Annotated in this window: 18 protein-coding genes, 2 tRNA genes and 1 other annotated feature; of the genes, 7 read left to right on the top strand and 13 right to left on the bottom strand. The window is 47.4% G+C overall.

The window, feature by feature from the left end; all coding sequences use genetic code 11:
* Window positions 1-245: 245 nt before the first annotated feature.
* A complete protein-coding gene (locus ABD014_RS07130) occupies window positions 246-2,609 on the bottom strand; it encodes an endonuclease MutS2 (RefSeq protein WP_343859201.1) in 2,364 nt (787 codons plus the stop codon).
* Window positions 2,610-2,773: 164 nt separating this feature from the next.
* Between ABD014_RS07130 and ABD014_RS07125 the strand changes: the two genes are divergently transcribed.
* Together ABD014_RS07125 and ABD014_RS07120 are read left to right on the top strand one after the other, a co-directional pair.
* Window positions 2,774-3,136: a phage holin family protein gene (locus ABD014_RS07125; protein WP_068780150.1), complete on the top strand. Its 363-nt coding sequence runs from the start codon at window positions 2,774-2,776 to the stop codon at window positions 3,134-3,136.
* Window positions 3,137-3,372: 236 nt separating this feature from the next.
* The gene (locus tag ABD014_RS07120; protein ID WP_343859197.1) at window positions 3,373-3,744 is read left to right on the top strand and encodes a cupredoxin domain-containing protein; all 372 of its coding nucleotides are present in this window, start codon (window positions 3,373-3,375) and stop codon (window positions 3,742-3,744) included.
* 95 nt (window positions 3,745-3,839) lie between these two features.
* Here ABD014_RS07120 and zapA read toward each other — a convergent pair whose 3' ends face one another.
* The 3 genes from zapA to pheS all read right to left on the bottom strand — a co-directional run bounded on the left by zapA (window position 3,840) and on the right by pheS (window position 9,465).
* Window positions 3,840-5,840: a cell division protein ZapA gene (zapA, locus tag ABD014_RS07115; RefSeq protein ID WP_343859195.1), complete on the bottom strand. Its 2,001-nt coding sequence runs from the start codon at window positions 5,838-5,840 to the stop codon at window positions 3,840-3,842.
* A 118-nt stretch (window positions 5,841-5,958) separates the two neighbouring features.
* Window positions 5,959-8,409: a phenylalanine--tRNA ligase subunit beta gene (pheT, locus tag ABD014_RS07110; protein ID WP_343859193.1), complete on the bottom strand. Its 2,451-nt coding sequence runs from the start codon at window positions 8,407-8,409 to the stop codon at window positions 5,959-5,961.
* Window positions 8,410-8,430: 21 nt separating this feature from the next.
* Window positions 8,431-9,465, bottom strand: coding sequence for a phenylalanine--tRNA ligase subunit alpha (pheS, locus tag ABD014_RS07105; RefSeq protein ID WP_343859190.1), 1,035 nt, complete (start codon window positions 9,463-9,465; stop codon window positions 8,431-8,433).
* A gap of 63 nt (window positions 9,466-9,528) precedes the next feature.
* Window positions 9,529-9,809, bottom strand: a binding site (T-box leader).
* A gap of 242 nt (window positions 9,810-10,051) precedes the next feature.
* On the opposite strand from pheS, the gene ABD014_RS07100 reads away from it, so the two are divergent.
* Both ABD014_RS07100 and ABD014_RS07095 read left to right on the top strand, forming a co-directional pair.
* A tRNA-Pro gene (locus ABD014_RS07100) sits at window positions 10,052-10,128 on the top strand.
* A 14-nt stretch (window positions 10,129-10,142) separates the two neighbouring features.
* Window positions 10,143-10,213 (top strand) — tRNA-Gly (locus ABD014_RS07095).
* Window positions 10,214-10,338: 125 nt separating this feature from the next.
* Here ABD014_RS07095 and ABD014_RS07090 read toward each other — a convergent pair.
* On the bottom strand, window positions 10,339-12,387 hold the full coding sequence (locus tag ABD014_RS07090) for a putative bifunctional diguanylate cyclase/phosphodiesterase (protein WP_343859733.1): 2,049 nt from the start codon (window positions 12,385-12,387) through the stop codon (window positions 10,339-10,341).
* A gap of 241 nt (window positions 12,388-12,628) precedes the next feature.
* A complete protein-coding gene (locus tag ABD014_RS07085) occupies window positions 12,629-13,588 on the bottom strand; it encodes an aldolase catalytic domain-containing protein (RefSeq protein WP_251408198.1) in 960 nt (319 codons plus the stop codon).
* Window positions 13,589-13,891: 303 nt separating this feature from the next.
* Here ABD014_RS07085 and ABD014_RS07080 point away from each other — a divergent pair, with 303 nt between their 5' ends.
* The 3 genes from ABD014_RS07080 to ABD014_RS07070 are packed head-to-tail and all read left to right on the top strand — an operon-like array spanning window position 13,892 to window position 16,356.
* The gene (locus tag ABD014_RS07080; protein ID WP_251408201.1) at window positions 13,892-14,134 is read left to right on the top strand and encodes a FeoA family protein; all 243 of its coding nucleotides are present in this window, start codon (window positions 13,892-13,894) and stop codon (window positions 14,132-14,134) included.
* Window positions 14,131-16,149: a ferrous iron transport protein B gene (gene feoB, locus ABD014_RS07075; RefSeq protein ID WP_343859186.1), complete on the top strand. Its 2,019-nt coding sequence runs from the start codon at window positions 14,131-14,133 to the stop codon at window positions 16,147-16,149. The genes ABD014_RS07080 and feoB overlap by 4 nt, the downstream gene beginning before the upstream one ends.
* Before the next feature lie 33 nt (window positions 16,150-16,182).
* On the top strand, window positions 16,183-16,356 hold the full coding sequence (locus ABD014_RS07070; protein ID WP_343859184.1) for a FeoB-associated Cys-rich membrane protein: 174 nt from the start codon (window positions 16,183-16,185) through the stop codon (window positions 16,354-16,356).
* An 85-nt stretch (window positions 16,357-16,441) separates the two neighbouring features.
* Here the strand turns inward: ABD014_RS07070 and ABD014_RS07065 are convergent, their stop codons facing one another.
* The 7 genes from ABD014_RS07065 to ABD014_RS07035 all read right to left on the bottom strand — a co-directional run bounded on the left by ABD014_RS07065 (window position 16,442) and on the right by ABD014_RS07035 (window position 24,565).
* The gene (locus ABD014_RS07065) at window positions 16,442-17,548 is read right to left on the bottom strand and encodes an ATP-binding protein (RefSeq protein ID WP_127001586.1); all 1,107 of its coding nucleotides are present in this window, start codon (window positions 17,546-17,548) and stop codon (window positions 16,442-16,444) included.
* Window positions 17,549-17,909: 361 nt separating this feature from the next.
* The gene (locus tag ABD014_RS07060) at window positions 17,910-19,181 is read right to left on the bottom strand and encodes a cytosine deaminase (protein WP_343859179.1); all 1,272 of its coding nucleotides are present in this window, start codon (window positions 19,179-19,181) and stop codon (window positions 17,910-17,912) included.
* Entirely contained in the window at window positions 19,178-20,446 is a 1,269-nt protein-coding gene (codB, locus tag ABD014_RS07055) for a cytosine permease (RefSeq protein WP_343859176.1), read from the bottom strand. Before codB ends, ABD014_RS07060 begins: the two co-directional genes overlap by 4 nt.
* A 289-nt stretch (window positions 20,447-20,735) precedes the next feature.
* The gene (locus ABD014_RS07050; RefSeq protein WP_343859174.1) at window positions 20,736-21,140 is read right to left on the bottom strand and encodes a hypothetical protein; all 405 of its coding nucleotides are present in this window, start codon (window positions 21,138-21,140) and stop codon (window positions 20,736-20,738) included.
* A gap of 205 nt (window positions 21,141-21,345) precedes the next feature.
* On the bottom strand, window positions 21,346-21,894 hold the full coding sequence (locus ABD014_RS07045; protein WP_343859171.1) for a peroxiredoxin: 549 nt from the start codon (window positions 21,892-21,894) through the stop codon (window positions 21,346-21,348).
* 96 nt (window positions 21,895-21,990) lie between these two features.
* Window positions 21,991-23,067 carry a 3-isopropylmalate dehydrogenase gene (gene leuB, locus ABD014_RS07040; RefSeq protein WP_343859168.1) on the bottom strand — a complete coding sequence of 359 codons (1,077 nt, stop codon included), beginning with the start codon at window positions 23,065-23,067 and terminating at the stop codon, window positions 21,991-21,993.
* A 388-nt stretch (window positions 23,068-23,455) separates the two neighbouring features.
* Entirely contained in the window at window positions 23,456-24,565 is a 1,110-nt protein-coding gene (locus tag ABD014_RS07035) for a glycerol dehydrogenase (RefSeq protein WP_343859166.1), read from the bottom strand.
* Window positions 24,566-24,695: the final 130 nt, after the last annotated feature.

Raw genomic sequence — 24,695 nt, 5'->3', positions numbered from 1 at the left:
CGTGTAGCTCCGCTCCTCAGGCCCTAGCTTCATCCAACTTAAGCGTTTTGAAAAAACGCACATCGGGAGCATAAGCTTCGGTGCTGAAACTGGAATTATTAAACTCGCACTTAAATGTATTAAGCCACCCAGAGATAGATAATCCCAGCGACAATAAAGCATACGGCAGCTGCGAATAAAACCCTGACCAGGTTCTTCAGCATGATCTTACTCCTCCTACATGGATCATATTCGTTCCATACGAATTATTTAAGTTCCGCCACCGTAACTCCTGTGCCGCCTTCTCCGTAATTTCCAAGACGGTAGCTCTTGATATGCTTATGTCTGCGCAGATAGTCGGATATTCCGCTGCGCAGAATCCCGGTTCCTTTACCGTGGATAATATAGATTTGACCCAGATTGCTCAGGTACGCCTCATCAATAAAGCGATCTACTTCAATCAATGCCTCTTCCAGATTGGCTCCACGCAGATCCAACTCTGTCCGCACATGCTCGTCCCGCGTACGCTTCACATTAGCTGCGGTTCGCTGAACCGGCTTCGTAACGGGTGCTGAACCAATCAGTTCAAGGTCATCAAGCTCAACCTTCATCTTCATAATTCCCAGCTGAACAAGTGCTTCCTTGTCGCCGGACAGCTCAACAACATGCCCCTTCTGATTCAGGCTGTGTACCTTCACCTCATCACCAGGCTGGATCGAGCGTTTTGGCTTGGCAGCCTTATGAGCAACAGACTTCTTGCGCATCGCTGGCTCAGCATCGTCAAGCTGCTTGCGGGCAGCGATCAGCTTATGTTCCTTCACCGAGGCTCCTTCTTCCATGGCAAGCAAGCGCAGCTCATCGATAATCTTCTCCGCTTCGCTGCGAGCCTTAGCGATAATCACCCTCGCTTCCTCATCCGCCTTCTCCAGATAGCGCTCCTTCTGTTGCTCCAGCTTCTCAAGCTCGGCCTCATGCTTACTGCGAAGGCTTTCCATTTCCTTGCGTAGCTTCTCAGCATTCTCGCGCTCTTGCTCTGCAATATTCCGATTCTCTTCGAGCTTGGCAATCATATTCTCCACCCGAAGGTCTTCTTCCTTAACTTCACCCCGGGCAAATTCAAGAATCGGAGCCGGAAGCCCGAGCCGCTCAGCAATTGCAAATGCATTACTTCGGCCAGGTACCCCTACCAGCAAGCGATAGGTTGGGCTCAATGTATTGATATCAAACTCCATGCTGGCATTGATGACACCCTTACGTTCATAGGCGTAAGCCTTAAGCTCGCTATAGTGCGTTGTCGCTACCATTCTGCAACCCAGTGAATGTATATGCTCCAATATCGCGATCGCCAATGCCGAGCCTTCGGCAGGATCCGTCCCCGCCCCAAGCTCATCGAGTAGAACAAGGCTCTTCGGCGTCATATTTTTCAGAATGGAGATAATGTTCGTCATATGGCTGGAGAAGGTACTCAGGCTCTGCTCAATACTCTGCTCATCGCCGATATCCGCATAGATTGCGTCAAATACACATAATTGACAGCCTTCTTCAACCGGGACGAACAATCCAGACATCGCCATCAAGCTGAGCAGGCCGATCGTCTTCAGCGTAACCGTCTTACCGCCTGTGTTAGGACCGGTGACGATAATCGTCGAGAAGTGATTGCCGAGCTCAACGTCAATCGGAACAACCTGGTCGATCGAGATAAGCGGATGGCGTCCTCTCCGTAGTTTAATGAAGCCGCGGTCATTCATTCGAGGCAGCGTGGCCTTCATCTCGCGCGCCAGACGTGCCTTGGCGAACATAAAATCAAGCTGGGCCAGGATATCGACATCATATAACAACAGTTCCGCCTGCTCACCTACAAGCGCAGTTAGCTTCTGCAGTATAACCTCAATCTCCCGCTCCTCGCGCAGCTTCGTCTCGCGCAGCTTATTGTTCATCGCAACAATCGACTCTGGTTCAATGAACAGGGTAGCCCCTGAGCCAGACTGGTCGTGTACGATTCCGCCGAAATGCGAACGGTATTCCGCCTTAACAGGAATAACAAAGCGATCGCCGCGAATTGTAACGATCTGATCCTGCAACATCTTCGACACCGTCGACGATCGGATCATCGAATCCAGCTTCTCACGGATCCGTACTTCTCCACCGCGTAGTTCACGGCGAATTTGCGACAACTCTGCACTTGCTGAGTCCATAATTTCCGCACTGTCATCCACGCAGCGTTTGATTGCATCCTCTAACGGCTTCTGCTCACTTAAGGAATCGCTCAGTGTAAATAATATTTCCACCGGATTGTCCTCATGAACTGCAGACAGGTAGCGGTTGATCCGTCTTGAACCTTCAAGCGTTGTCGCAATTCCTAGCAGTTCGTGGGGATTCAGCGTACCGCCAATGCGGGCTCGTCTAACAGCTGACGTTATATCTACAATTCCCCCAAAGGAAGGATAACCCTTGAGCCGGTCAACGGTAAACGATTCTTCCGTCCCCTGCAGCAACAATTTCACATCTTCCAAGCGTGTCACTGGCTGTAATTCCTCTGCCATTTGCTTGCCTAGTGAGGTCTGCGTATAACGTGCTAATTGATTTATTATTTTTGGATATTCCATCGTATGCAGTATTTTCTGATCCAAGAAACTTCACAACCTCTCTCGAGCTATGGTTACATTATATCGAAACCGCTCAAATTTCGCTATTTAGCCTTAATTTAAAAATAAAGGCACATAAGAACCGACTTTCATGAACATCATAATATGGAGTTGCCACATGTATTTCATTAAAGAAGGAGGCAAATACCGTGCATTTTCTTGGGCATGTTGTCCGTTTTATCGTCTCCGCCCTAGTACTGCTGGTTGTGGGCTGGCTCGTTCCACAATTCAGTGTAGGTGGGTTCTGGAGCGCTCTTGTGCTCGCTCTTGTAATTGCCTTATTGGGTTGGGCCATTGAGGGCATATTCGGCAAGAAGGTTACTCCATTTGGACGCGGCATCGTCGGTTTTCTGGCCAGTGCGCTCGTGATCTGGCTCGCTCAATTCGTCGTATCCGGTGTCTCAGTGTCTGTAATCGGCGCCTTACTAGCGGCACTAGTGATCGGGATTATCGACTTGTTCATCCCCGTATCTACGCCCTTTGAGGCAGGCCGAGATAATGGCTCTCGATAAGCTTACTAATTAAAAGCTACAAGATGCAGCAAGAACTACCCCGCGCCCCTACATCTGGAGGCTTCGGGGTAGTTTTCTTTATGGACTCATATTTCCCGATTACATGCTCATACGGAAATCTGAAAAATTTGGAAAATGTTCACTAATTATTCATACCGTCCCCCTCTTTCGATTGAAAACCTGCGCTATAATATTCTTAAATTTGTCACAATAATACTATATTGCAGGTGATGATTATGAAGAAAACTATTGCATTCATGGCTACATCTGTGTTACTGCTAGTCTTGGCTGCTTGTGGCAGCGGTTCCAATACCAGCTCCGAAGATAACAACATTACACCAGAAGCCGAGCTTACGATCGAAGCGACCGATTATCAATTCGACCAGCCTGAGTACCACTTGAAGAAAGGCGTTCCGGTGAAGATTACTTTCAAGAGCAAGGAAGGCAATCATGGAATGCTCGTGCCTGGACTTAAGCTGCAGTTAAGCGGCAAGAGCCAGTCCAAGACGATCATCCCGGAGGAAGCCGGGGAATTTGAATTGGCCTGCTCCATTATGTGCGGAACCGGACATACAACCATGATCTCCAAAATTATTGTGGAAGAATAAATCATCAAGAGAGAGGTAGTTCAATAAGCACAATAAGGGTCCTTAGGGCGAATCACCTAAGGACCCTTCATTTAGTACCGTGACTATTCACAATGCTAGTTATTATCCTGCTCGATCAATTCAATCCACTCGTCATACTCCGTCTGCAGCTTCGCATAATCTTCCTTCAGCCGCTTATATTCCTGCTCAAGCTTCTGCGTATTCTCTTGGTCCAGCTCTTTGGCTGATTTTAACAGATGATACTCATGTGACACAATTTCGTAGCCTTCGGTAATTTGCCGAAGCTGCTCTGACATCTGCTCCTTCTCCTGCTGCAGCGCATCGTACTGCTCGTTCAGGTCCCTGGCCTTCTCCGAGCTGACCGCGCATTCCTGCTGCCATGTATTCAATTGTCGCTGCAAATCCGCCTCGATCTCCCGCCAAGAAGCCAGTTCCTTCTCTGCTGAGGCCAACTGGGTCCTCCAGGCCTGCTCCTGCTGCTCGGCATCCTTGCGTGCCTGTTCTTGCTCTTCCGCAAGCTGGGCGTAACCTTTGGCTTCTTCCTCTAAGGAACGAATACGATCACTTAGACTTTGAACCTTCTCGTCCAAGCGGCGCTTCTCCACTTCACTTGCTTCTACAAGCTGAGCATAGCCCCCGGACTCCTCTCTCATCTCCCGAATACGTTCGTCCAGACTCTGAACCTCCGCTTGGAGCTGCTCTTTCTCGGCTTCACTTGACTCTGCAAGCAGAGCATAGTCCTGTGACTCCTCCTGAAGAATCCGGATCCGATCTTCAAGATTATGAATCTTCTGCCGCAGCTGTTCATTCTCTGCTTCGCCAGATTCTACAAGCTGTTCATAGTTCTTAGCCTCTTCTTCCATACCTTGAATGCGATCGACAAGACTTTGAATCTCATCTTGCAGACGATTCTTCTCTATTTCACTCGCTTCCGCAAGCTGAGCGTAGCCCTTGGACTCTTCTGCCAGCTCACTTATGCGCTCACCCATACTTTGAATCTCTTCTTGCAAACGGTTCTTCTCTGCCTCGCTCGCTTCCGCTTTCATAATTGCGGTTCCCCGATCAGACAGCGCTTGCTTCAATTTAATACGCAACTCTTCCAACTCACCGGCAGTCCGCTTAAGCTTGTCCTGTTCAACCTGCAGAGCTTGGCGGGCGGCATTCGCTTCCTTCGTTGCGAATTGTAGCTGCTGCTCGTTCTTCTCTAGCTCTTCGGATACCCCGAGTAGCTTCGCCTCGAGACCGCTCAGCTCCTCATTACGTTTCTCAGCCAGCTTCTGCCACGATTTCTCATTTTGCAGGACGCCATCTAATTCGGAGCGGAGCTTGTTCTCCCTTTCATTCGCATCCTGCACATGCTGCTGCAGCTTCTTGGTCTCTGCTTCTGCACTCTGTAGCGATTCCTTCAGACCTTTCTTCTGCATCTCCAGCTTATCCACGCTTGCTTTCAACTGTTGTCCATCAGCCTTAGCTGCTTCTTCACGCTGCTGCACAGCCTTCAACTGAGCGTTAAGCTTGTCACGATCGCTCTTCTCCCGCTGTACATTTTGTTCCGTAGCACGTAGCTTATTCTGCAGTTGAGTGTTACTGTTCCGCTGTTCGCTCAGCTGACGTTCCAGTTCCTGTACTTTGTTCTTGTGCCTCAGGTTCTCGGCCTCTTGTTCCTTGGCCTGTTTAGCACTTTCAGCTTCATGCTGATTGAACGCTGCTTCGGTAGCCGTAAGCTTGTCAGACAACGCCTTCCTGTCGTCCTTCAAATTGCCATACTCCTCCTGAAGCTTGGCATATTGCTCTTCTTGCTTGGCATTTAACGTCTTGAGCACTTCAAGCTCCTGAATGATGGACGCCTTCTCCTGCTGCAAACTCTTCAATTCACCTTCAAGCTGATTGACTCTGGCAGCCTCTTCTGTCATCCGAACAGCAGTCAGCACCGCTAGACGAGGAGTATCCAAATGTGAATACGCCTTGGAAATGGAACGCATCTGTTCGTCCACTCGCTTAGCGATCTGCTTCATATACGTTTCATTACTGCCAACAATTTTATAAGAAGTACCGTAAATATCTACGTTTACACTAATTCGGTCAGGGGTATTCAAACTTTGTGCCTCCTTTATTGCGCTTTGTTCTAGGTGTCTGAAATATGCATTTTTTTGCACGAAAGTCACATCGAATCGTTACTTGTACTTGATTCGATGTGACTTTGTACAATTCCTGCTATTTTCTTAATTCAGCAGCAAAAGTTTGCTCAAGTGCACTGACCACCGATCCATGCACTGCAGTGATCTCCTCATCCGTCAATGTCCGCTCCTTGTGGCGGTATACGAGAGACAAGGCCACACTCTTCTTGTTATCTCCCAGCTTGCTGCCGGTGAATACATCGAATACTTCAACAGATTCCAGCAATTCGCCTGCGGTCTGACGGATCGAGCTGATCAAGTCACTAGCTTGAACTCCTTGGCTGACCACAACAGCAATATCACGCTGCATCGAAGGGAAACGCGGCAAATCACGGTATACCACCGTTGCCCCTGCATGACGGTAGATCGGTTCAAGCAGCAATTCTGCTGCATACGTATCATCAAGATCCAATTCATGCTGCAACTCTGGATGAAGCTGTCCCAAGGTACCAATCCACAGCTTTCCTTCCGGTGTATCGAGATACATGGAAGCAGAACGTCCCGGATGGAACCCGACTGGCTTGTTTGCTTCATAAGAGACTCTTTCACTTAATCCCAGCGCTTCAAATACACTTTCCAGAGCTCCTTTGATATCGAAGAAGTCCACCTTCTCCGCAGGCACATTCCAGCGTTTCTCACCACGATTTCCAGTCAGCAGCATACCGAGCACAGACATCTCCTGTGGTTGCTTCGTCAGCTTTTCTTCTGCGGAGAGGAATACGTTACCGATCTCGAACAATGCCAGATTATCCTGCTTGCGATTACGGTTATATTCCGCGATCTCAGTCAGCCCCGGCAGCAGGCTGCTGCGCAGCACCCCACGTTCCTCACTCATCGGCATTGCCAATCTCACTTCATATTCTCCTTCGCCCAGACGAGGGAACAGCTTAATACTGCCTTCCTTCACGAAGGAATACCCCATTGCTTCCTGCCAACCGCCATGCACCAGCAGTTTGCGCAAGGAACGGCGCAACGCTTGCGACTTCGTATATCCGCCTGCAGTTGTCGGCCCTTCTATTACTGTAGTCGGGATATTGTCATATCCATACAAACGTGCAACCTCTTCGATTAGATCAACATCACGGGTAATATCCCCGCGGCGTGTTGGAACACGAACTTCGATGGTATTACCGGCCACATCGCCGCAATCAAAATGCAATCGGCTCAAAATCGTCTTCGTCTCCAGCGACGAAATATCTGTTCCAAGGAAAGCATTCAACTTGCTAAGGGACAAGGAAATGATCTGCTCCTTCGGCTGATTGACGACGGTCTCCACTACGCCTTGATGAACGCTGCCAGAAGCATGCTTCATCATAAGTGCAGCCGCCCGGTTCAAGGCCGGAATTACCGCGTTCGGATCAACCTCTTTCTCAAAACGGAGGGACGCCTCTGAACGAAGTCCTAAATGACGGGACGTAACCCGTACAGAGCTGCCGCTGAATTTAGCCGATTCCAGTACAATATTCGTCGTCTGTTCTGTTACTTCCGAGTTAAGACCACCCATAACACCGGCTAGAGCGATCGGACGATCTTCTCCATCCACGATCAAGAGCGTTCCCGCTTCCAGCTTGCGCTCCTGTCCATCCAACGTGACCAGGCTCTCACCTGCTCTTGCTTCACGAACGCCGATTACACCGCCAGCAATCTTATCAGCATCAAAAGCATGCAGAGGTTGACCATATTCCAGCATAACGTAGTTCGTTATATCAACAATATTATTGATCGGACGAACTCCCGCAGCCATCAGTCGATTCTGCATCCAGAGCGGTGAAGGAGCAATCTTAACGCCTGTAATATATCGAACCGCGTAGTGGTCGCACAATGCCGGAGCATCGATCTTCACAGCGACATATTCACTGGCTGGCTTCTGCACTTCCACCAGATCCTTCTCTGGTGTCGGTAGTTTGACTTCTCTTCCGAGAATCGCACCCACCTCGTAAGCTGCACCCAGCATGCTCAGGCAATCGGAACGGTTCGGCGTTAGATCGAAGTCGAGGATTTGATCATCAAGCCCTAGCAGCTTCGTAATCGGCGTGCCGATCTCCACTTGCTCCGGCAGCACGAGAATTCCTTCCTGCTGTTCCTTCGGCAGCAGCTTGTCGTTCAGCCCCAGCTCTTTCGCGGAGCAGATCATGCCATGGGAAGGAACACCACGAAGCTTCGCCTTCTTGATCTTCAAGCCGCCTGGCAGTTCGGCACCCACAAGCGCAACCGGAACCTTCTGGCCAGCGTCTACATTCTTGGCTCCGCAGACGATTTGCAGATCCTCACTCTCGCCCGCATCTACTGTACACACGTTCAGCTTGTCTGCATCTGGATGCTTCTCCTTATGCTTGACATAACCAACAACAACCTTAGTCACACCTTTGTTGCGGTCCTCGATCGAATCAATTTCAATGCCCGAGCGCGTAATTTGCTCTGCGAGCTCTGTAATATCTACATTTTCAAGCGATACATATTTAGATAACCATTCGGCTGAAACTTTCATCTGACTTTCCCCTTTCCGCTATTAAATTCTGGCATACTGCTGCAAGAAACGAAGATCATTGCTGAAGAAGTGACGAATATCGTCCACTCCATATTTCAGCATCGCGATCCGCTCCACACCCATACCGAATGCAAAGCCGCTATAATTCTCAGGATCATAGCCGCTCATCTCCAGTACGCGAGGGTGTACCATGCCGCTGCCCAGAATTTCAAGCCATCCGGTGTGCTTGCACACCCGGCAGCCGTTGCCACCGCATTTCACGCAGGTTACATCGACCTCAACACTAGGCTCTGTGAACGGGAAGAAGCTCGGACGCAGACGGATTTGCGTATTCGGACCGAACATTTTCTTCGTAAACTCCAGCAAGGTTCCCTTCAAATCACTCATCCGTATTCCTTTACCGACAACCAGACCTTCGATCTGATGGAACTGGAAGGAGTGAGTCGCATCATCATCATCGCGGCGATATACTCTTCCCGGGCAAATGACCTTAATCGGCACCTCGCCCTTCATCTTCTCCATCGTGTGTACTTGAACCGGAGAAGTCTGTGTACGCATCAGCAACTCTTCCGTTAAATAGAAAGAATCCTGCATATCGCGAGCCGGATGATCCTTAGGCAAATTCAACGCTTCGAAATTATAATAATCGGTCTCCACCTCAGGACCCTCAGCAATCCGATAGCCCATACCAATAAAGATATCTTCAATGTCCTGGACCACTTGATTCAATGGATGAACCGCACCTTGCTTCATCGGACGGCCTGGCAAAGTCACATCTACCTGCTCGGCAGCCAGACGCAGCTCAGTTGCTTGACGTTGAAAGAGGTCACTCTTCTCCTCCACAAGCGCTTCAATAGCCCCGCGAACTTCGTTGGCCACTTGACCGATAACCGGGCGTTCCTCAGCGCTTAAAGATCCCATGCCGCGCAAAATTTCTGTAAGCGCACCCTTCTTGCCCAAATATTTAACACGCAGCTCATTCAGATGATTTCCATCTGCAACCTTGTGAAGCTGTTCCAATGCATCCTGCTTGAGTGCTTCCAAACGATCTTTCATGAACTTATCCTCCCTAAACGTTAAAAATCATGTTGTTGCAAACAAAAAAAGCCCTTTCTCCCGAAAAGGGACGAAAAGACCGTGGTACCACCCTTGTTAGAGCCTACAGCGTTCAGGACACGCTCCAGGCGTATCGCTGTTACAGCAATGCTCTCACTTTAACGAATAACGGCTCGTAACCGGTATCCCCTACTTCCTAATTCCCTTTCTGGTGGAACAGGCGGTTCAAGGAACTGCTCCGGAGCGAACTTCAGCAGTCTGAATTTCGTAGAGACGCTCTCAATCTGCGGCGTCCCCTCCCTGTAAGAAGGCTTCTGCTTACTCTTCTCCATCATTGCATTTACATGTTTGGCTTGACTGATTACACTTACCCCATATTATATGCAAACTCCCCTCAAATGGCAAGCTTCCCGGACCCTCAATGACAGTCCAGCTTCCCCCCCAATCGTAGTTAGATACAAGTAACCTGAAATTTATAGAAGAGAATCAATAGATATTTAATTCAAAAAAGGTCTTGCCTTCCATCTCAAAAAATGATATATTATTTCTTGTCTTCAAAAGCAGTCAGCTTCTCAGATTAAGACAACGGGATGTAGCTCAGCTTGGTAGAGCACCTGGTTTGGGACCAGGGGGTCGCATGTTCGAATCGTGTCATCCCGACCATATTTTTTATATTTGCGGGTGTAGTTCAATGGTAGAACTCCAGCCTTCCAAGCTGGTAGCGTGGGTTCGATTCCCATCACCCGCTTACTCATGTAAATCCCTTGCGATGCAAGGGATTTACTTTTTTTATCTCACAATTATGATTGCTCCTGATGAACTGCTCCTCTGCTCTCTATCAGACGGGTGTCTCACCTCATATAAAAAAGCTCCCTAGCCGGCAAGCCGACTAAGGAACTCATTCTCAAATACGCCTGCAGGAACAGGCTTGCTGAACAGGAAGCCCTGCCCCTCATGGCAATTCTGCTGCTTCAGAAACTCAAGCTGCTCCTCGTTCTCTACCCCTTCGGCCGTCACTTTGAGCTGCAGATGGTGTGCCATCGTCGTAATTGTAGATACGATGGCGGCATCATTTCCATCCAACATTAGCTCCTGTACGAAGGCTCGGTCAATCTTCAAGCGGTCAATTGGTAGGCTCTTCAAATAGTAGAGCGAGCTATAGCCTGTTCCGAAATCATCGATACTAATATGTATTCCGAGTTGCTTCAAGCTGTATAACTGGCTTAACGCTGTCTCAATATCATAGGTCATACTCTCCGTAACCTCAAGCTCCAGATACTTCGCTTCCATTCCAACTTCCTTCAGGATCGCTCCGACCCTCTCAGCCAGGTTATATTGGCGGAATTGGCGCATCGAGAGATTGACAGAGATACATATTGGCGGATAACCAGCTAGTTGCCAGTTCTTATTGTACTGACAGGCTGTCCTTAATACCCACTCTCCAAGTTGAACGATCAAGCCGCTATCCTCAGCGATCGGAATGAATTCCCCTGGTGAAATGATCCCTCGCTTCGGATGTCTCCACCGCACTAACGCTTCCATTCCTACCATCTGATTGGTCTGTAGACTGAATTGCGGCTGAAACTCCAGGAAGAATTGCTCCTGATCCAACGCCTTGCGCATATCGTTCTCCAATTCGATTCGAGCCTGGGTTACCAGCTTTAACTTATCAACGTAACGTGAGAATTCCTGCCCTTGATCCTTGGCATGATGAACAGCCATATCAGCGTATTGGATGACCTGCTCGACGGATGCTCCATCTACAGGATAGACGGCTAACCCCATCGAAAGTGAGATGTGGTACTCTGTCTCATCAATAATGACTGACGGATTCACTGTATGAAGCAGGCATACTGCACGGCGTTCAGCCGCTTCTGCATCGCCCACTTCGCCTAAAATGAGAGCAAATTCATCTTCTCCCATTCGGTAGACCTTCTCTGCAGCTTGGCACACCTCTGACAGCCGTTCGCCTACCTCCGTAAGCACTTTGTCGCCAGCGCTATAACCAAGGGAATCATTAATCGCCTTGAAGCGATCGATATTGACCACGGCTATACCGATACATGAAGCGCCAGAACGAGCTGCTTGCCCAAGCTCCTCCTTCATCCGCCGTAAATTAGGTAATCCGGTCAGTTCATCATGATCGACCATATGCTTTATCATAGCTTCAACAGCCTGTTGGCTGCGGAATGGCTCTTCAATAGTAAGGCGGTATACTCCCTTCATCACAAAATAATAAGAGAGAACCATATACCATTCGCCGACAGCATGAAGCAAGCTAGCCTGCATGTCCACTAACATAAGCAGAATATGCCCCAGCAGCATGAACATCAACGCCCGAACCATCGTTATCGCTGCAGACGAGCTTACCTTGCGCGATCGGCGAAACATGGATATTATCGCCAATAAGATGATCGGCAGAGTAGCTATCCAAATTACCGAATTGCCGAGGCTGCGTCCATTGTACTCCAGCCATTCAGGGTGCTTCCATTGATATGTATATAACAGCCCGATCCCGATCGCACTGACCCATGCACCACCGATAAAGGCCATAAATTTATGTTTGTCCGACACTTGCCTATCTTCCGTACTGAAAATAAGCAGAATCCCCAAAGCCCCGAGCAAATGCGAAATCGCAAGCAGCGTATCCGATAAATGAAGCCCGGTCTCTATTCCGAACAGCTTAAGCCCGCTATATGCCGATATATGTAATACATCCAATAATCCGATTATGAAAAAGAGGACCGCGGTATACAAACGCTGTCTAGACAACTTGTCCGCAAACAAGATCCAGCCTTGAGCAAAAATCGCAAATGATACTGTTCCAATAACCAATCCAGCCAGAATCAACAATGCTCGCATGCTATCCGCGGAAATCCCCAAGCTGTCTAACCTAACGGATGCTATAATGAAGGCGAGCATACCTGCCAACCCGATTCCTCCCTGGATCAAAGCTGTTCCTCTCTCTGTCCTTGTACCCATCTTTGAGCTCTCAACCCCCGGAGGTATATTCTTTAGTTGTACAATTCAACATCATCTGCTATTTTCCTGCCTTCTCCCTAACCCGAGGACAAAAATCGCTAAAAAACGCGTCGCTTTTCTGAACATTCAAAAAAGCCCGGCTATTCGAACATAACCGGACTTTTCCTATATATAATCTCTATTACTTTTTCTTAAAGTTTACTTCAGGCGTCGTGAGCTTATCATAGAAATCAACAACTTTATCCTTATCGTCTGATACACGAAGCGCCATAGCTGAACGCGGATGCTCGTCCAACGTTCCAGTGATCATGTAGGGGATCAGGTAACCCCACTCCTCCTTCTCGCGAAGCGGCACCATTAGCTCTTCAAGCACAACAAGCAGTGGACGAAGATTATATTTTGTATTTTTCAAATGAGTGACGAGTAGTTCTGTAGGACAGTTGCCCGCTGCGCGACCCATCCCGTATACAGAAGCGTCAAGAAATTCTACCCCATTGTCTGCTGCAACCAGCGTATTTGAGAAAGCCAACTGCATATTGTTATGGGTATGAACGCCCAAGCGTTTATTAGGCAAATGGGTCTTGAATTTGTCCACCAAGTACTCCATATCTTTGTAATCCAGACTACCGTAAGAATCGACGACATACACAACGTCAACTACGCTCTCCTTAATCATCTCGAACGCTTCTAGCAATTCATTCTCCATCACGTTCGACAAAGCCATAATATTCAGCGTCGTCTCATACCCGCGGTCATGGAACAATTGTACAAGCTCCAGAGCTTTATCGACATCCTTGATATAGCAAGCTACTCGAATCAGATCAAGCATACTCTCGCTGCGAGGCAAAACATCATTCTCATCTACCCGACCGATATCGACTAGAGCAGACAGTTTGGTGGTTCCTTTCTGCGGGATCACCTTACGAAGGAAATCGTCGTCCAGGAAGCGCCATGGCCCTGCCTCATCTGCTCCCTTAAGCAGCTTTGGAGAGTTTTTATATCCAATTTCCATATAATCCACGCCTGCTTCATTCAGACCGGTATACAATTTTTGTACAAAATCTACACTAAAATCCCAATTATTGACTAACCCGCCATCTCGGATAGTACAATCGACAATCTTACATTGGTTCGCTTTCATCTTCCTATCCCTTTCACTCGTTTGTTTTATTATTCATCTTACTTGAAGGTAAATGAAAATGTAAAGTGAAAGATACAAAACGCTGTGATCCATATCACAGTTGGTTACTTTCCGGTTTGTTATATTTATTGAGAACTAATGAGAGTGATTATCAATATCAGATTATTAGCTAAGAAATACTACCATTTGATATTAATTATTATTAGATGGATTTCATAAAGAAGTTTATGAATAGTACCTAATTAATGAAGCAAATACAATTACCAATTCTAATCCTTTCATTATAATAAGGGGCGATCTACCATGTCTGACTGCCAAAACTGTCTGCTCGGTCTGAGACCGGGAATCTCTGCTGAAATACGTCACTTCGGATCCATTGATCCTGCGCTGAAGCGCCGACTTGCTGATCTAGGCATCTCTGTTGGCTCAAACATTACGATCAAGCGATATTGTCCATGTGGAGGACCATTAATGCTGGAATGCAGCGGTCAGCTATTCGGAATCCGCCAGAAAGAAGCGGCTGAAATCAAGGTGGCTGTCTCATGAACAATGCGGCCCTTATCGGCAATCCGAATACAGGTAAAACCTCGCTATTCAATACGCTCACCAGTTCATACGAATATGTAGGTAACTGGTCAGGAGTTACTGTTGAGAAGAAGGTTGGACATCTTAAGAATAAAAGTGGAGAACTAACCGACCTCCCCGGCATTTATACCTTGCATCCTTTATCGAGGGATGAAGGTGTTGCCGCTGAATATTTGGTGTCGGATTCCCCCAGCCTATTAGTTAATATCGTTGATGCTTCTCAACTTGAACGAAATCTTTATTTAACTTTTCAGCTTTTGGAATATGGGAAGCCAATTGTAATTGGTCTCAATATGATCGATGTTGCTAAATCGAACGGTCTCAGCATTAATCTAGAGGCCTTGGCAGATAAGATCGGCGTTCCTGTAATGCCCCTTGTAGCCCGTACGGGAAAAGGCGCTGAAGAACTGCTTGATCTAATCAGCAGCTCTTCGGTAAAAGCACCTGATTTTCGCATCGATTACGGAAATGCCGTCGAAGCAGCAATCAGTAACATTTCCCGGGAATTAAATTCTGTCATCCCTGATCACATCTCGTCCGAACGCTTCATCGCCCTTCAGTTGATGGAGTGCAATGAAGCTGTTATTCGTTCACTTAAGCTCAGCGATGAGCAAATGTCCAAGGTCCAATCTATTTGCGATTTGGCCGAACAGCGGCTGCGCACGGCAGGAACCCCATCCACTTTACAAGAGTATATCCGCTCAGTAAGAACGAAGCATATTCAAGCGATCTGTGCAATGGCTGTCGATACAACCCATCGCAAGCCTAACACGCTCACAGAGAAAATAGATGCCGTAGTGACCCACCCGATATGGGGGATACCCATATTTCTCGTCTTCATGATGTTTACCTTCAAGTTGACCTTTGATTGGCTTGGTAATCCGTTATCCGACCTGCTAGAATCCTTCTTCTCTGGTCCACTCAGTACATGGATACAGAACGGACTAGTTGCTGTGGGTGCCTCAGAATTTACGCGCGCACTCTTGATCGACGGAATTATCGGCGGTGTAGGCGGTGTGCTTGTGTTCATCCCGCAGATTTTCATTATGTTCCTGATTATTTCCTTCATTGAGGATTCAGGCTATATGGCACGGATTACCGTTATGATGGATAAAATCATGGAACTAGCAGGGCTTAATGGCAAGGCACTCATCCCTTTCATTATTGGCTTCGGCTGCAACGTCCCTGGCATTATGGCCTCGCGCAGTATTGAGCAACCGAAGGAGCGGATGCTGACCATGCTGCTCGTTCCGCTGATGTCCTGCTCAGCCCGTCTGCCGGTCTACGCCTTGTTCGCAGGTATATTCTTTGCCCGGGGCCAGGCACTCGTTGTTTTCTCTTTGTATCTGCTTGGGATCGTGTTGGCCTTAGTATTAGCCAAGTTGTTCTCGCTGTTCATGTTCAAAGATTCGAAGTCTTTCTTCATGGTTGAATTGCCGCCATACCGTATGCCGCAGTCTACCACCCTGTTCCGTAGCACTTGGGAGAAGGGCAAAGGCTTCTTACGCAAAGCAGGGACGTTCATTCTGGGCGGATCTGTATTGATCTGGCTGCTATCCTATGTTGGACCAGGAGGAGTAGCGGATACGATGGACGATAGCTTTCTGGCTTATATCGGCGGGCTGTTCGCTAGCCTTCTTCATCCGCTTGGCTTTGGAACCTGGCAATCCGGAGCAGCCCTCATGACTGGCTTCATGGCCAAAGAGGTCGTCGTATCCACAATGAATATCATCTATCATGTACCTGATATGGCCGGACTACAAGGCCAAATTGCGCTGGCCTTCACGCCACTTCAAGCAATCAGCTTCATGGTATTTGTACTATTATATACACCTTGTCTCGCTACGGTAGGGGTTCTTCGAAAGGAGACAGCTTCCTGGAGATGGACAGCGTTCGCTGTCTTCTATTCCTTAACGCTTGCCTATATCATGTCGTTCATTATTTATCAGGGTGGAAAACTGCTAGGTTTTGTATAAGAACCATATGAGTTCAATGAAAGGAAAGTGATAATGATGGCCGATATCCTGATCATTGGAGTGGTCTTCGGATTTGCATTATTTGCTCTCTATCGCGGCTTTAAAAAGAGCAAAAAAGGCGAATGCGCTGGCTGCTCACAGCGTAATTCCTGCGCGGCCTGCGGGGATGTCAATCAAACGTCGTCTTCTCCCCGCTGTGAATCCTAATCTTCATAAGTCACTGCATGTACTGTAAAAAAAAGGCATCTCATCGTTGTAACGATGAGATGCCTTTTTCTTCTTTGTGCAAAATCTATACCATGGGGAGCCAGATCTCAAAGATCGTTCCTGCTCCTTTGATACTATCAACGGAGATCGTCCCCTTATGGTTCCTTACGATTCGGTAGCTAACCGATAAGCCAAGCCCAGTCCCCTTCTCCTTCGTCGTAAAGAAAGGATCGAAGAGGTGGGCTAACAGCGTCTTGTCGATGCCATTCCCGTTATCCTGAATAGATATATTCACATATTTTCCTTCGGGCTTTGCTGTGATGTTAATAACTCCAGAGTGATCGCATTTTACCTCTTCAATCGCATCTAGCGCATTTTTAATAATATTTAATAGAACCTGCTTAATCTGCTTCACGTCAATGGACACATTCATGTTTGCATCCTCGGACAGGAGCAAGTTGATTTCGCAGCCTTTCATATGCCCCTCGCTTTCCGTCAGGAGCACAACTTCTTTTAACAAGGAGTAGACACTAACAACAACCATTTGTGGGGCGGTGGGCTTGGAAGAGTTAAGAAATTCAAAAATAATATCATTGGCGCGATCAATTTCGGCCAGAATAATTCTTGCATATTCATCCTTGCCCAATTGGACAAGATGAGGGCGAAGCAGTTGAATGAAGCCGCGGATGGTCGTCAGCGGATTGCGGATCTCATGGGCAATGGCTGCTGATATTTTTCCAAGCATGGCCAGCTTATCATTTTGATATGCAGTTTGCTCAATTTGCCTAAATTCAGATACATCCTTCACACTGAGCAAGAAATCTCCATCCATCTGGTCCCCATACTTCACCGTGATTAACCAATGACGGCCATATTCATCAATGACCTCATGATTCTTCTTGCGATAGAAGATTGTCTCGCGATAAATACGTAGAATCTTCCTCTTTTTAAATTGGTTCAGGTGTGGGTGAAGCAGTATTTGCAACAAATTACATCCGATCAATGCGTGTCGCGGGGTTTCAAGGAGCTTAGCCATCTGCACATTAATAAAAGTCAGCACTCCTTCGCTATCGAACAGCATAATTCCGCTATCCATATGTTGGAGCACATTTTCATACTTGTTCATTACAAGCTGGGTTGATTGAAATGCTTTGACGGACTCAAGTAATGTATCCTGGAATTCACTCAACAAGTTGATCCCCCTTTTTCAAATGATCTACCTGCCTATATACGTCAACCTACGGTCTAAGGTCATTTTGCAATAGTCCCATTCCACGTTCTTACGGCATTGATCTTTACTCAAAGGTTCTTGCTCTTAAATTCTTAAGGAAACCCCTCAATACGGATCATAACCAACTCCTCATATGCTTGTACAATAGCCCTAATTAAATCATAGTAAACTTTTCCAGAAAACGTCAATCAGAGATACTGTCGAAAAAAGAGGTATCGCTTAAATTTACCCATTTTCCTCAAAAAAATATCCAAAAAAGTTAAAAAGCACTCCCAAATGGAAGTGCTCTTGTTATTTTATCTATTTGTTTGTGTCTTAAAAATTAACCTCTATTAAAATCAACTTTTTCTGTTCCGTTCAGCAAGTTAATTGTTGTCTCACTGGGCTTCGTCTCAGAGATAAGTTTACCGTTACGGAAGGAATAGCGAACGGTGGCTTGCTTCCGGATCGCCTCATATTCATTCTCCGCTGATAGGACGATGAAATTGGCAGGCTTGCCTGGCTCAATGCCATACGTCTCCTCAATTTGCAGCGTCTTGGCACTGTTCGTCGTTATCATATCAATGGAATTTACAATCTGCTCGTAACCCATGAGCTGTGCCGCGTGAATTCCCATATGAAGGACCTGAAGCATCTTCCCTGTACCCAGTGGATACCATGGATCGAAGATATCATCATGCCCAAAGCATACGTTAAGTCCTGCTTCCAGCAGTTCTTTTACACGGGTAAGGCCTCTACGCTTCGGATATGAATCGAATCGGCCCTGAAGATGAATATTGACAAGCGGGTTAGATACAAAATGAATGTCTGACATCTTCAGTAGACGGAACAGCTTGTATGCATAAGCATCATTATAGGAGCCCATTGCTGTTGTATGGCTTGCTGTCGTACGTGCCCCAAGGCCACGCTCAAAGGCTTCTTTGGCGACAACCTCGACGAATCGGGATTGTTCATCGTCGATCTCATCACAATGGATATCCACCAGGCGGTCGTATTTCTCAGCCAGGTCGAAGACTACCTTCATGGAATCGACGCCATATTCACGTGTAAATTCAAAATGCGGAATCCCGCCAACCACATCCGCTCCAAGCTTCATCGCTTCCTCCAGCAATTCTACACCGTTCGGGAACGATAGGATGCCCTCTTGTGGAAAGGCGACGAGTTGGATATCTACATAAGGAGCCATCTCTTCCTTCACTTCAAGCAGCGCCTTCAGAGCGGTCAGATTGGGATCTGTCACATCGACATGGGTCCGCACATACTGAATGCCTTGAGCAATCTGCCATTTAAGTGCCGTCTTGGAACGAAGCACTACATCATCATGAGTCAAGGTCTCTTTACGCTGCGACCAACGCTGAATTCCTTCAAATAATGTGCCGCTTTGATTCCATTCCGGTTCACCAGCCGTAAGCGTCGTATCCAGGTGAATATGCGGTTCAATAAACGGTGGAAGCACGAGCGAACCGGCAACATCGATCACTTCATGGCCCTCAGCATTCACCGGAGACTCCGTAATGCTCACAAATTTCCTATCCTGTACAACGATATTCCATAGTCCCTCTTGTGCTCTTAACTTTGCATTTTGAATAATCATTGATGAACCCCCTCATTAATCAGTTTCTTTGTTGTTTGCTCCTCTCGCAGAGGGAAGCATTTCATGGCGATCACATAAATCACTGCTGTGCCCAAAATTCCATTGACCGGCGGAATCCCCGGTACAAACTTGGCAATAAGTACGCCCCCTACCCACGCGATCAGAGCGTTCCAGTTCACTTGTCTGAATTTCATATCTTCGAACTTCTGATACTTACCGCGTTTCAACAAGAAGAAATCGGTCAGTAGAATCGCCCCAATCGAAGGCAGAACAGAGCCCAATACTGTAAGGAATCCAACAAAATTGTTATAGAGCCACATCGCTGCAACCGTACCTAGAAGCCCATTTCCAATTACAAATTTATTGCGCGATAACTTCGTAATGTTAGAGAATCCTAAACTTGAAGCGTACAAGGCATTTTCATTGGTAGTCCAAATATTCAGACCAAGTACGATGATAGCCGGAATGATTAAGCCTTGCAGATACATCACGTCAGAGATATCCGATTCCCCGTATACAATCGCTCCAACGGCGCCAAATAGGAACATTAATGAATTACCAAGGAAGAACGCAACCACCGTGGATACTACTGCGGAACGAGCCGTTTTTGCGAATCTTGCAAAATCGGGCGTCAACGTTCCTCCGCTAATAAAGGAGCCGATACAAACCGAGAGGGCCGTAGCAATCCCGATTGCTTGGGCTGGCTCATAGGACAGTAAGCCCTGAAGGCCTCCTGCCTTGTTAGTTGCCTCGAGCACCGAGTAACTTCCCAAGATCGCGATCGAAGGCACGGAGACAATACCAATAATCGCCAGTGCCTTAATCCCGTAAATAGCAGTGACCGTCATCAGCACTCCGAAAATAAGAATCAGCACATATACGTTCATGCCAGTCATCTTCTGTACTGGAACGGCGAACATCGCAACACCTACACCAAACCAGCCTACCTGCGTTAAGCCGAGCAGCAATGATGATAGATAAGACCCTTTCTCCCCAAATGCATATCTCGTCAGCAAATGTGTCGACAGCCCTGTTTTTGCAGCGATATAAGCCAGTGACCCGGTATATACACCAAGAATCAAATTCCCGGCCAGAACAATCCAGATAAACTCAGAAAACTTAAGTCCGTTTCCAAGGGTTCCGCCTGCCCACATGCTGGCAGAGAAGAAGGTGAAGCCCAGCATGACGGCGAGAATTTTCCAAAATCCGTTGCGATGTGCCTGGGGCACAGGTTCTAATGAGAATTCCAAATCTACTTTTTCCATAGCAGCCTCCAAATAACATGATAATTGATACCGTATGATGCTTGTACATGCTTGGAGAGCACCGAACCGTGCAAAGAATATAATGTTTGCAATAAAAAAGACGCATTGCCGTTTCTGACAATACGCCTCTTCTACTTATGATCAAACCAAATAGACATAGAAATGCCTTGTTGGATCATAAGGTCCGCTGTCCTTGCCAGTCTCACGGGACTGATTTAAAGGTATCAATATAAAGTTGTTAACATTATTACAGAAAAAAATCTCTTTGTCACTGGCAATACGTGGAAATCTATTTCTGCAGCAATTTAGTTCTGCGTCGACTCATTACTGCTAACCGCTTCTTAAGCTCTCTTTCCCACTTGTCATCGCCGATATGCTTCGAGAAAGCCAAAAGGTCAAGCGCCATATCGATTTGGCTCTGAACAATATCAAGCGGGTCCTCTTCCTCACAGTTCACACAATTGCAGAAGATCGATTCTTCATCCTCCATTACGAAATCCTGAAAATCAATTTCCGAGGCACCATCACCATGTGCGTACTCAGCCAAAATCTCATATTCATTCTCCACTTTGTAATGGACTTCCACCCGATGGCATACCGGGCAGAACAGCAAGGGAACATTATGGACCTGGGTACGATAATGCTTCAAAGTCCCCTTAGTTCCAAGCATACTAGCACCGCAGCAAAAACTCATCCCCTGTCACCCTTTCCAGATCCTTGTTCATACACTCAAGTATTATATCCACCTTCAATATGTGATTTCAAATAATTTATTCGAGAATGGTGCGAGTAATTCCTCTGTAGAATACGAAATTATTACCAAATATCTATGACGAACGACATACCGTAGGCAAAAAGCCCCCTGCATGGAACACCACCATGCAGAGGGCTTGCAAATGTCACTTCGACTGGAGATTCTTGTCTCCAGGTTTCCAATCTGCGGGGCAGAGGCCACCGGATTGAAGAGCCTGAAGAACTCGGAATGTCTCGTCAACACTACGTCCGACATTGTTATGATGAACAACCTGGTATCTCACTTCGCCCTCCGGGTCAATGATGAACAGGCCGCGAAGCGCGACGCCCTCTTCCTCGATGAGTACGCCGTAATCACGGGCAGCACTCTTCGTCATATCGGACGCAAGCGGGAAGTTCAACTGCCCCAGGCCATTACGATCCTTCGGAGTATTAATCCACGCTTTATGGCTATGCTCAGAGTCTACGCTGCAGCCAAGAACTTCAGCATCAAGCTTCTTGAACCGTGGGTAAGCCTCACTCAGCGCCATAATCTCAGTCGGGCATATATCAGTGAAGTCCAACGGATAGAAGAAGAACACCAGCCATTCGCCACGATAATCGGACAGCTTCTTGCGTCCAAATTCCCGGCCGTCTCCGTTTACAATCGCGAGATCGAATTCCGGAGCTGGTCTGCCTACCAAACGTTCTGCCATCTGAAAAATTTCCTCCTCAACAAATGGTAAGAAACAAAAGGCGCTTCTATTTTTAGGTTGGACTACTTATTTTCATGCTATGCATACAAAATTACGCTATTTCATCGCAGCGACGATGAGATCGCCCATCTCCTTCGTGCCGATCGCCTTGCTCTTATCAACAGCGATATCACCAGTACGATGTCCTGCATTAAGTACATCAGATACAGCCTTCTCGATCGAATCTGCAGCATCCGCATAGCCAAATGTCATTCTAAACATCAGAGCCAGCGACAAGATCGTCGCGATCGGGTTAGCCAGATTCTGGCCAGCAATATCCGGGGCAGAACCATGGACAGGCTCGTACAGACCGAAGCTGCCTTCACCCAGCGATGCGGAGGACAACATGCCTATTGATCCAGTCAACATCGCAGCTTCATCACTAAGTATATCTCCGAACATATTCTCAGTTACGATAACATCGAAGCTCGCCGGACGACGCAGCAGCTGCATTGCACAGTTATCCACCAATACATGCTCCAGCTCAACATCCGGATATTCCGGAGCAATCCGGTTCACTACTTCACGCCATAGGCGGGAAGTCTCAAGCACGTTCGCCTTGTCAACGGAAGCAAGCTTCTTGCGACGCTTCTGAGCGATCTCGAACGCTTGACGCACGATCCGCTCCACTTCGCTCACATTATAAGCACAAGTATCAACCGCTTCCTGTCCTTGCTCTGTATCACGGCGGAACTTCTCACCGAAATAGATACCGCCTGTTAACTCACGTACTACGATCAGATCCGTACCTTCTAATACTTCCGGCTTCAAAGTGGAAGCGTCCTTCAGACAGTCGAAGACAACGGCTGGACGTAGGTTGGAGAATAAACCGAGCGCTTTACGAATACCGAGCAGCCCTGTCTCTGGACGAAGCTCCTTCGGGTTGTTATCCCATTTCGGTCCGCCAACCGCTCCAAGCAATACCGCATCTGCACTGCGGCAAATATCGAGCGTCTCTTGCGGCAACGGTGTTCCCTTCTCATCGATTGCAATCCCGCCGAACAAGGCATGCTCTGTCTCAAAGCGGTATCCGAACAGTTCCTCCGCACGTTTCATTACTTTTTCTGTTTCAGCAACAACTTCAGGTCCGATCCCATCGCCGGCAATAACGGCTATTTTTTTTACGTCAGCCATGATTCATCTTCCTCTCCTCAAGCATTTCACGAATAACATCCTTACTCTGTTGTAACACAATCGGAGAGGCTAGACCAAGATATAGATTCTATTAGACTAATAGGTTTTAACTATAAGCTATTTTAAGGACTATCTCGCATTTGATATAATTTTGGCGATTGTGATTCTTTCGGGCGTATCGTATCCACTGGCCATCGAATCAAAAATATCGGTATTTCCCATGGTTGTTACCCCCAGTCCATTTCTTTCTAAAAACTCTTCCAGTGCGTCTCAATGACTGACTTGTAATAGCTACAGTATCACATCTTGAGCATTGATATCAAAAAAAGGCAGGGTATCTCCCTTAAAGTTTCGAGAGCCCCTGCCTTGCTATTGTCAGCTATGTCCCTTAATCATGATATGCTTCAGCAATGGCGTTCGCTGTCACGATCGCTTGGTATACATCATCCGGGCTGACTGGGAACGGCATATTCCCCATGGTGTCGCCCTCTGCACATGCATCAATTGCAACCTGGCGCCATTCCTTCTCCTCAAACTTTTCCATCCCGAGATCCTTCAATGTTAGCGGCAAGTTAACGGCTTTGATGAGATGAATCACAGTTTCCAATTCTTCACGGGGAGCATTCTCCAGTACTAACTGAGCCAACAGACCAAAGGTCACTTTCTCCCCATGCTGCGCTTTGTGCAATGATTCTACAGCTGTCATCCCGTTGTGAATCGCATGTGCTGCGGCCAATCCCCCCGATTCCGCACCTACACCGCTCAAGTAAATCGTAGCTTCGATCGTCTCCTCCACAGCACGTGTCACAACATGGTGATCCACAGCGATTTTAGCCTCGACCGCATTTCTCAATAACGATTCATAGCAGAGCCGTGCAATTCCAAGCCCGGTTGCGGAAGGCTTCATGAGCACCAGATTGTCGCCAAATGACCGATAGCAGGCTCTCGCTTCAAAATAGGTTGCCAGCGCATCACCGATCCCTGCAGCAAAGAAGCGAGAAGGCGCAGCAGCCAGTATTCCTGTATCTGCCAGTACAATATCCGGGTTGCTCGGCAGGAATAAGTACTCATCGAAAGAGCCATCTTCTTTGTATATTACAGCCAGGGCTGTACATGGTGCATCAGTAGATGCAATCGTCGGGAAGATCACGATCGGCAGCTTCTCATAGTAAGCCGTAGCCTTGGCCGTATCCAGTGTCTTGCCTCCGCCGATACCGACAATGATATTAGCCCCTGCCTTACGGGATAAATCGCGGTGCCGTTCAATTTCCTGCTTCGTAATCTGATAATTGAACTTCTCAAATATGGCTTTATTGCTCCCGTTCTGGATGGACCTTCCAGCTTCCTCCTTCGCCCGTTCCAGGATGAATTCATCGCAGATTACATAAGCTGAATCACCAAATGTTTTCATGTAATCGTTAATTGAAGCAAGCAGGCCCTGTCCGATAATAAACTTCTTAGGCGAGGTTACCGACTTCACATATTTGGCATTGGTCATTTATAATTCTCCTTTTATCGCTCGTTTTCGCCGCTTTTAGGCATTCTTAGAATGCACAGGTACGCCCAACATTATAATTTCCGGATATGTATGGAAAAAGAAAGAGCCCCAACTCTTAGTTGGGACTCTT

This window comes from Paenibacillus motobuensis (genome assembly GCF_039521865.1).
Taxonomy (GTDB): Bacteria; Bacillota; Bacilli; order Paenibacillales; family Paenibacillaceae; genus Fontibacillus; species Fontibacillus motobuensis.
This window is presented reverse-complemented; position numbering and strand designations above follow the sequence as displayed.

Excerpts from the sequence above, each read along its gene's own strand:
- ABD014_RS07120 (WP_343859197.1), top strand. The coding sequence starts at position 3,373 with ATGAAGAAAACTATTGCATTCATGGCTACATCTGTGTTACTGCTAGTC.
- pheT (WP_343859193.1), bottom strand. The coding sequence starts at position 8,409 with ATGAAAGTTTCAGCCGAATGGTTATCTAAATATGTATCGCTTGAAAAT.
- pheS (WP_343859190.1), bottom strand. The coding sequence starts at position 9,465 with ATGAAAGATCGTTTGGAAGCACTCAAGCAGGATGCATTGGAACAGCTT.
- ABD014_RS07090 (WP_343859733.1), bottom strand. The coding sequence starts at position 12,387 with ATGCTCGCCTTCATTATAGCATCCGTTAGGTTAGACAGCTTGGGGATT.
- ABD014_RS07085 (WP_251408198.1), bottom strand. The coding sequence starts at position 13,588 with ATGAAAGCGAACCAATGTAAGATTGTCGATTGTACTATCCGAGATGGC.
- ABD014_RS07080 (WP_251408201.1), top strand. The coding sequence starts at position 13,892 with ATGTCTGACTGCCAAAACTGTCTGCTCGGTCTGAGACCGGGAATCTCT.
- feoB (WP_343859186.1), top strand. The coding sequence starts at position 14,131 with ATGAACAATGCGGCCCTTATCGGCAATCCGAATACAGGTAAAACCTCG.
- ABD014_RS07070 (WP_343859184.1), top strand. The coding sequence starts at position 16,183 with ATGATGGCCGATATCCTGATCATTGGAGTGGTCTTCGGATTTGCATTA.
- ABD014_RS07060 (WP_343859179.1), bottom strand. The coding sequence starts at position 19,181 with ATGATTATTCAAAATGCAAAGTTAAGAGCACAAGAGGGACTATGGAAT.
- codB (WP_343859176.1), bottom strand. The coding sequence starts at position 20,446 with ATGGAAAAAGTAGATTTGGAATTCTCATTAGAACCTGTGCCCCAGGCA.
- ABD014_RS07050 (WP_343859174.1), bottom strand. The coding sequence starts at position 21,140 with ATGAGTTTTTGCTGCGGTGCTAGTATGCTTGGAACTAAGGGGACTTTG.
- ABD014_RS07045 (WP_343859171.1), bottom strand. The coding sequence starts at position 21,894 with ATGGCAGAACGTTTGGTAGGCAGACCAGCTCCGGAATTCGATCTCGCG.
- leuB (WP_343859168.1), bottom strand. The coding sequence starts at position 23,067 with ATGGCTGACGTAAAAAAAATAGCCGTTATTGCCGGCGATGGGATCGGA.
- ABD014_RS07035 (WP_343859166.1), bottom strand. The coding sequence starts at position 24,565 with ATGACCAATGCCAAATATGTGAAGTCGGTAACCTCGCCTAAGAAGTTT.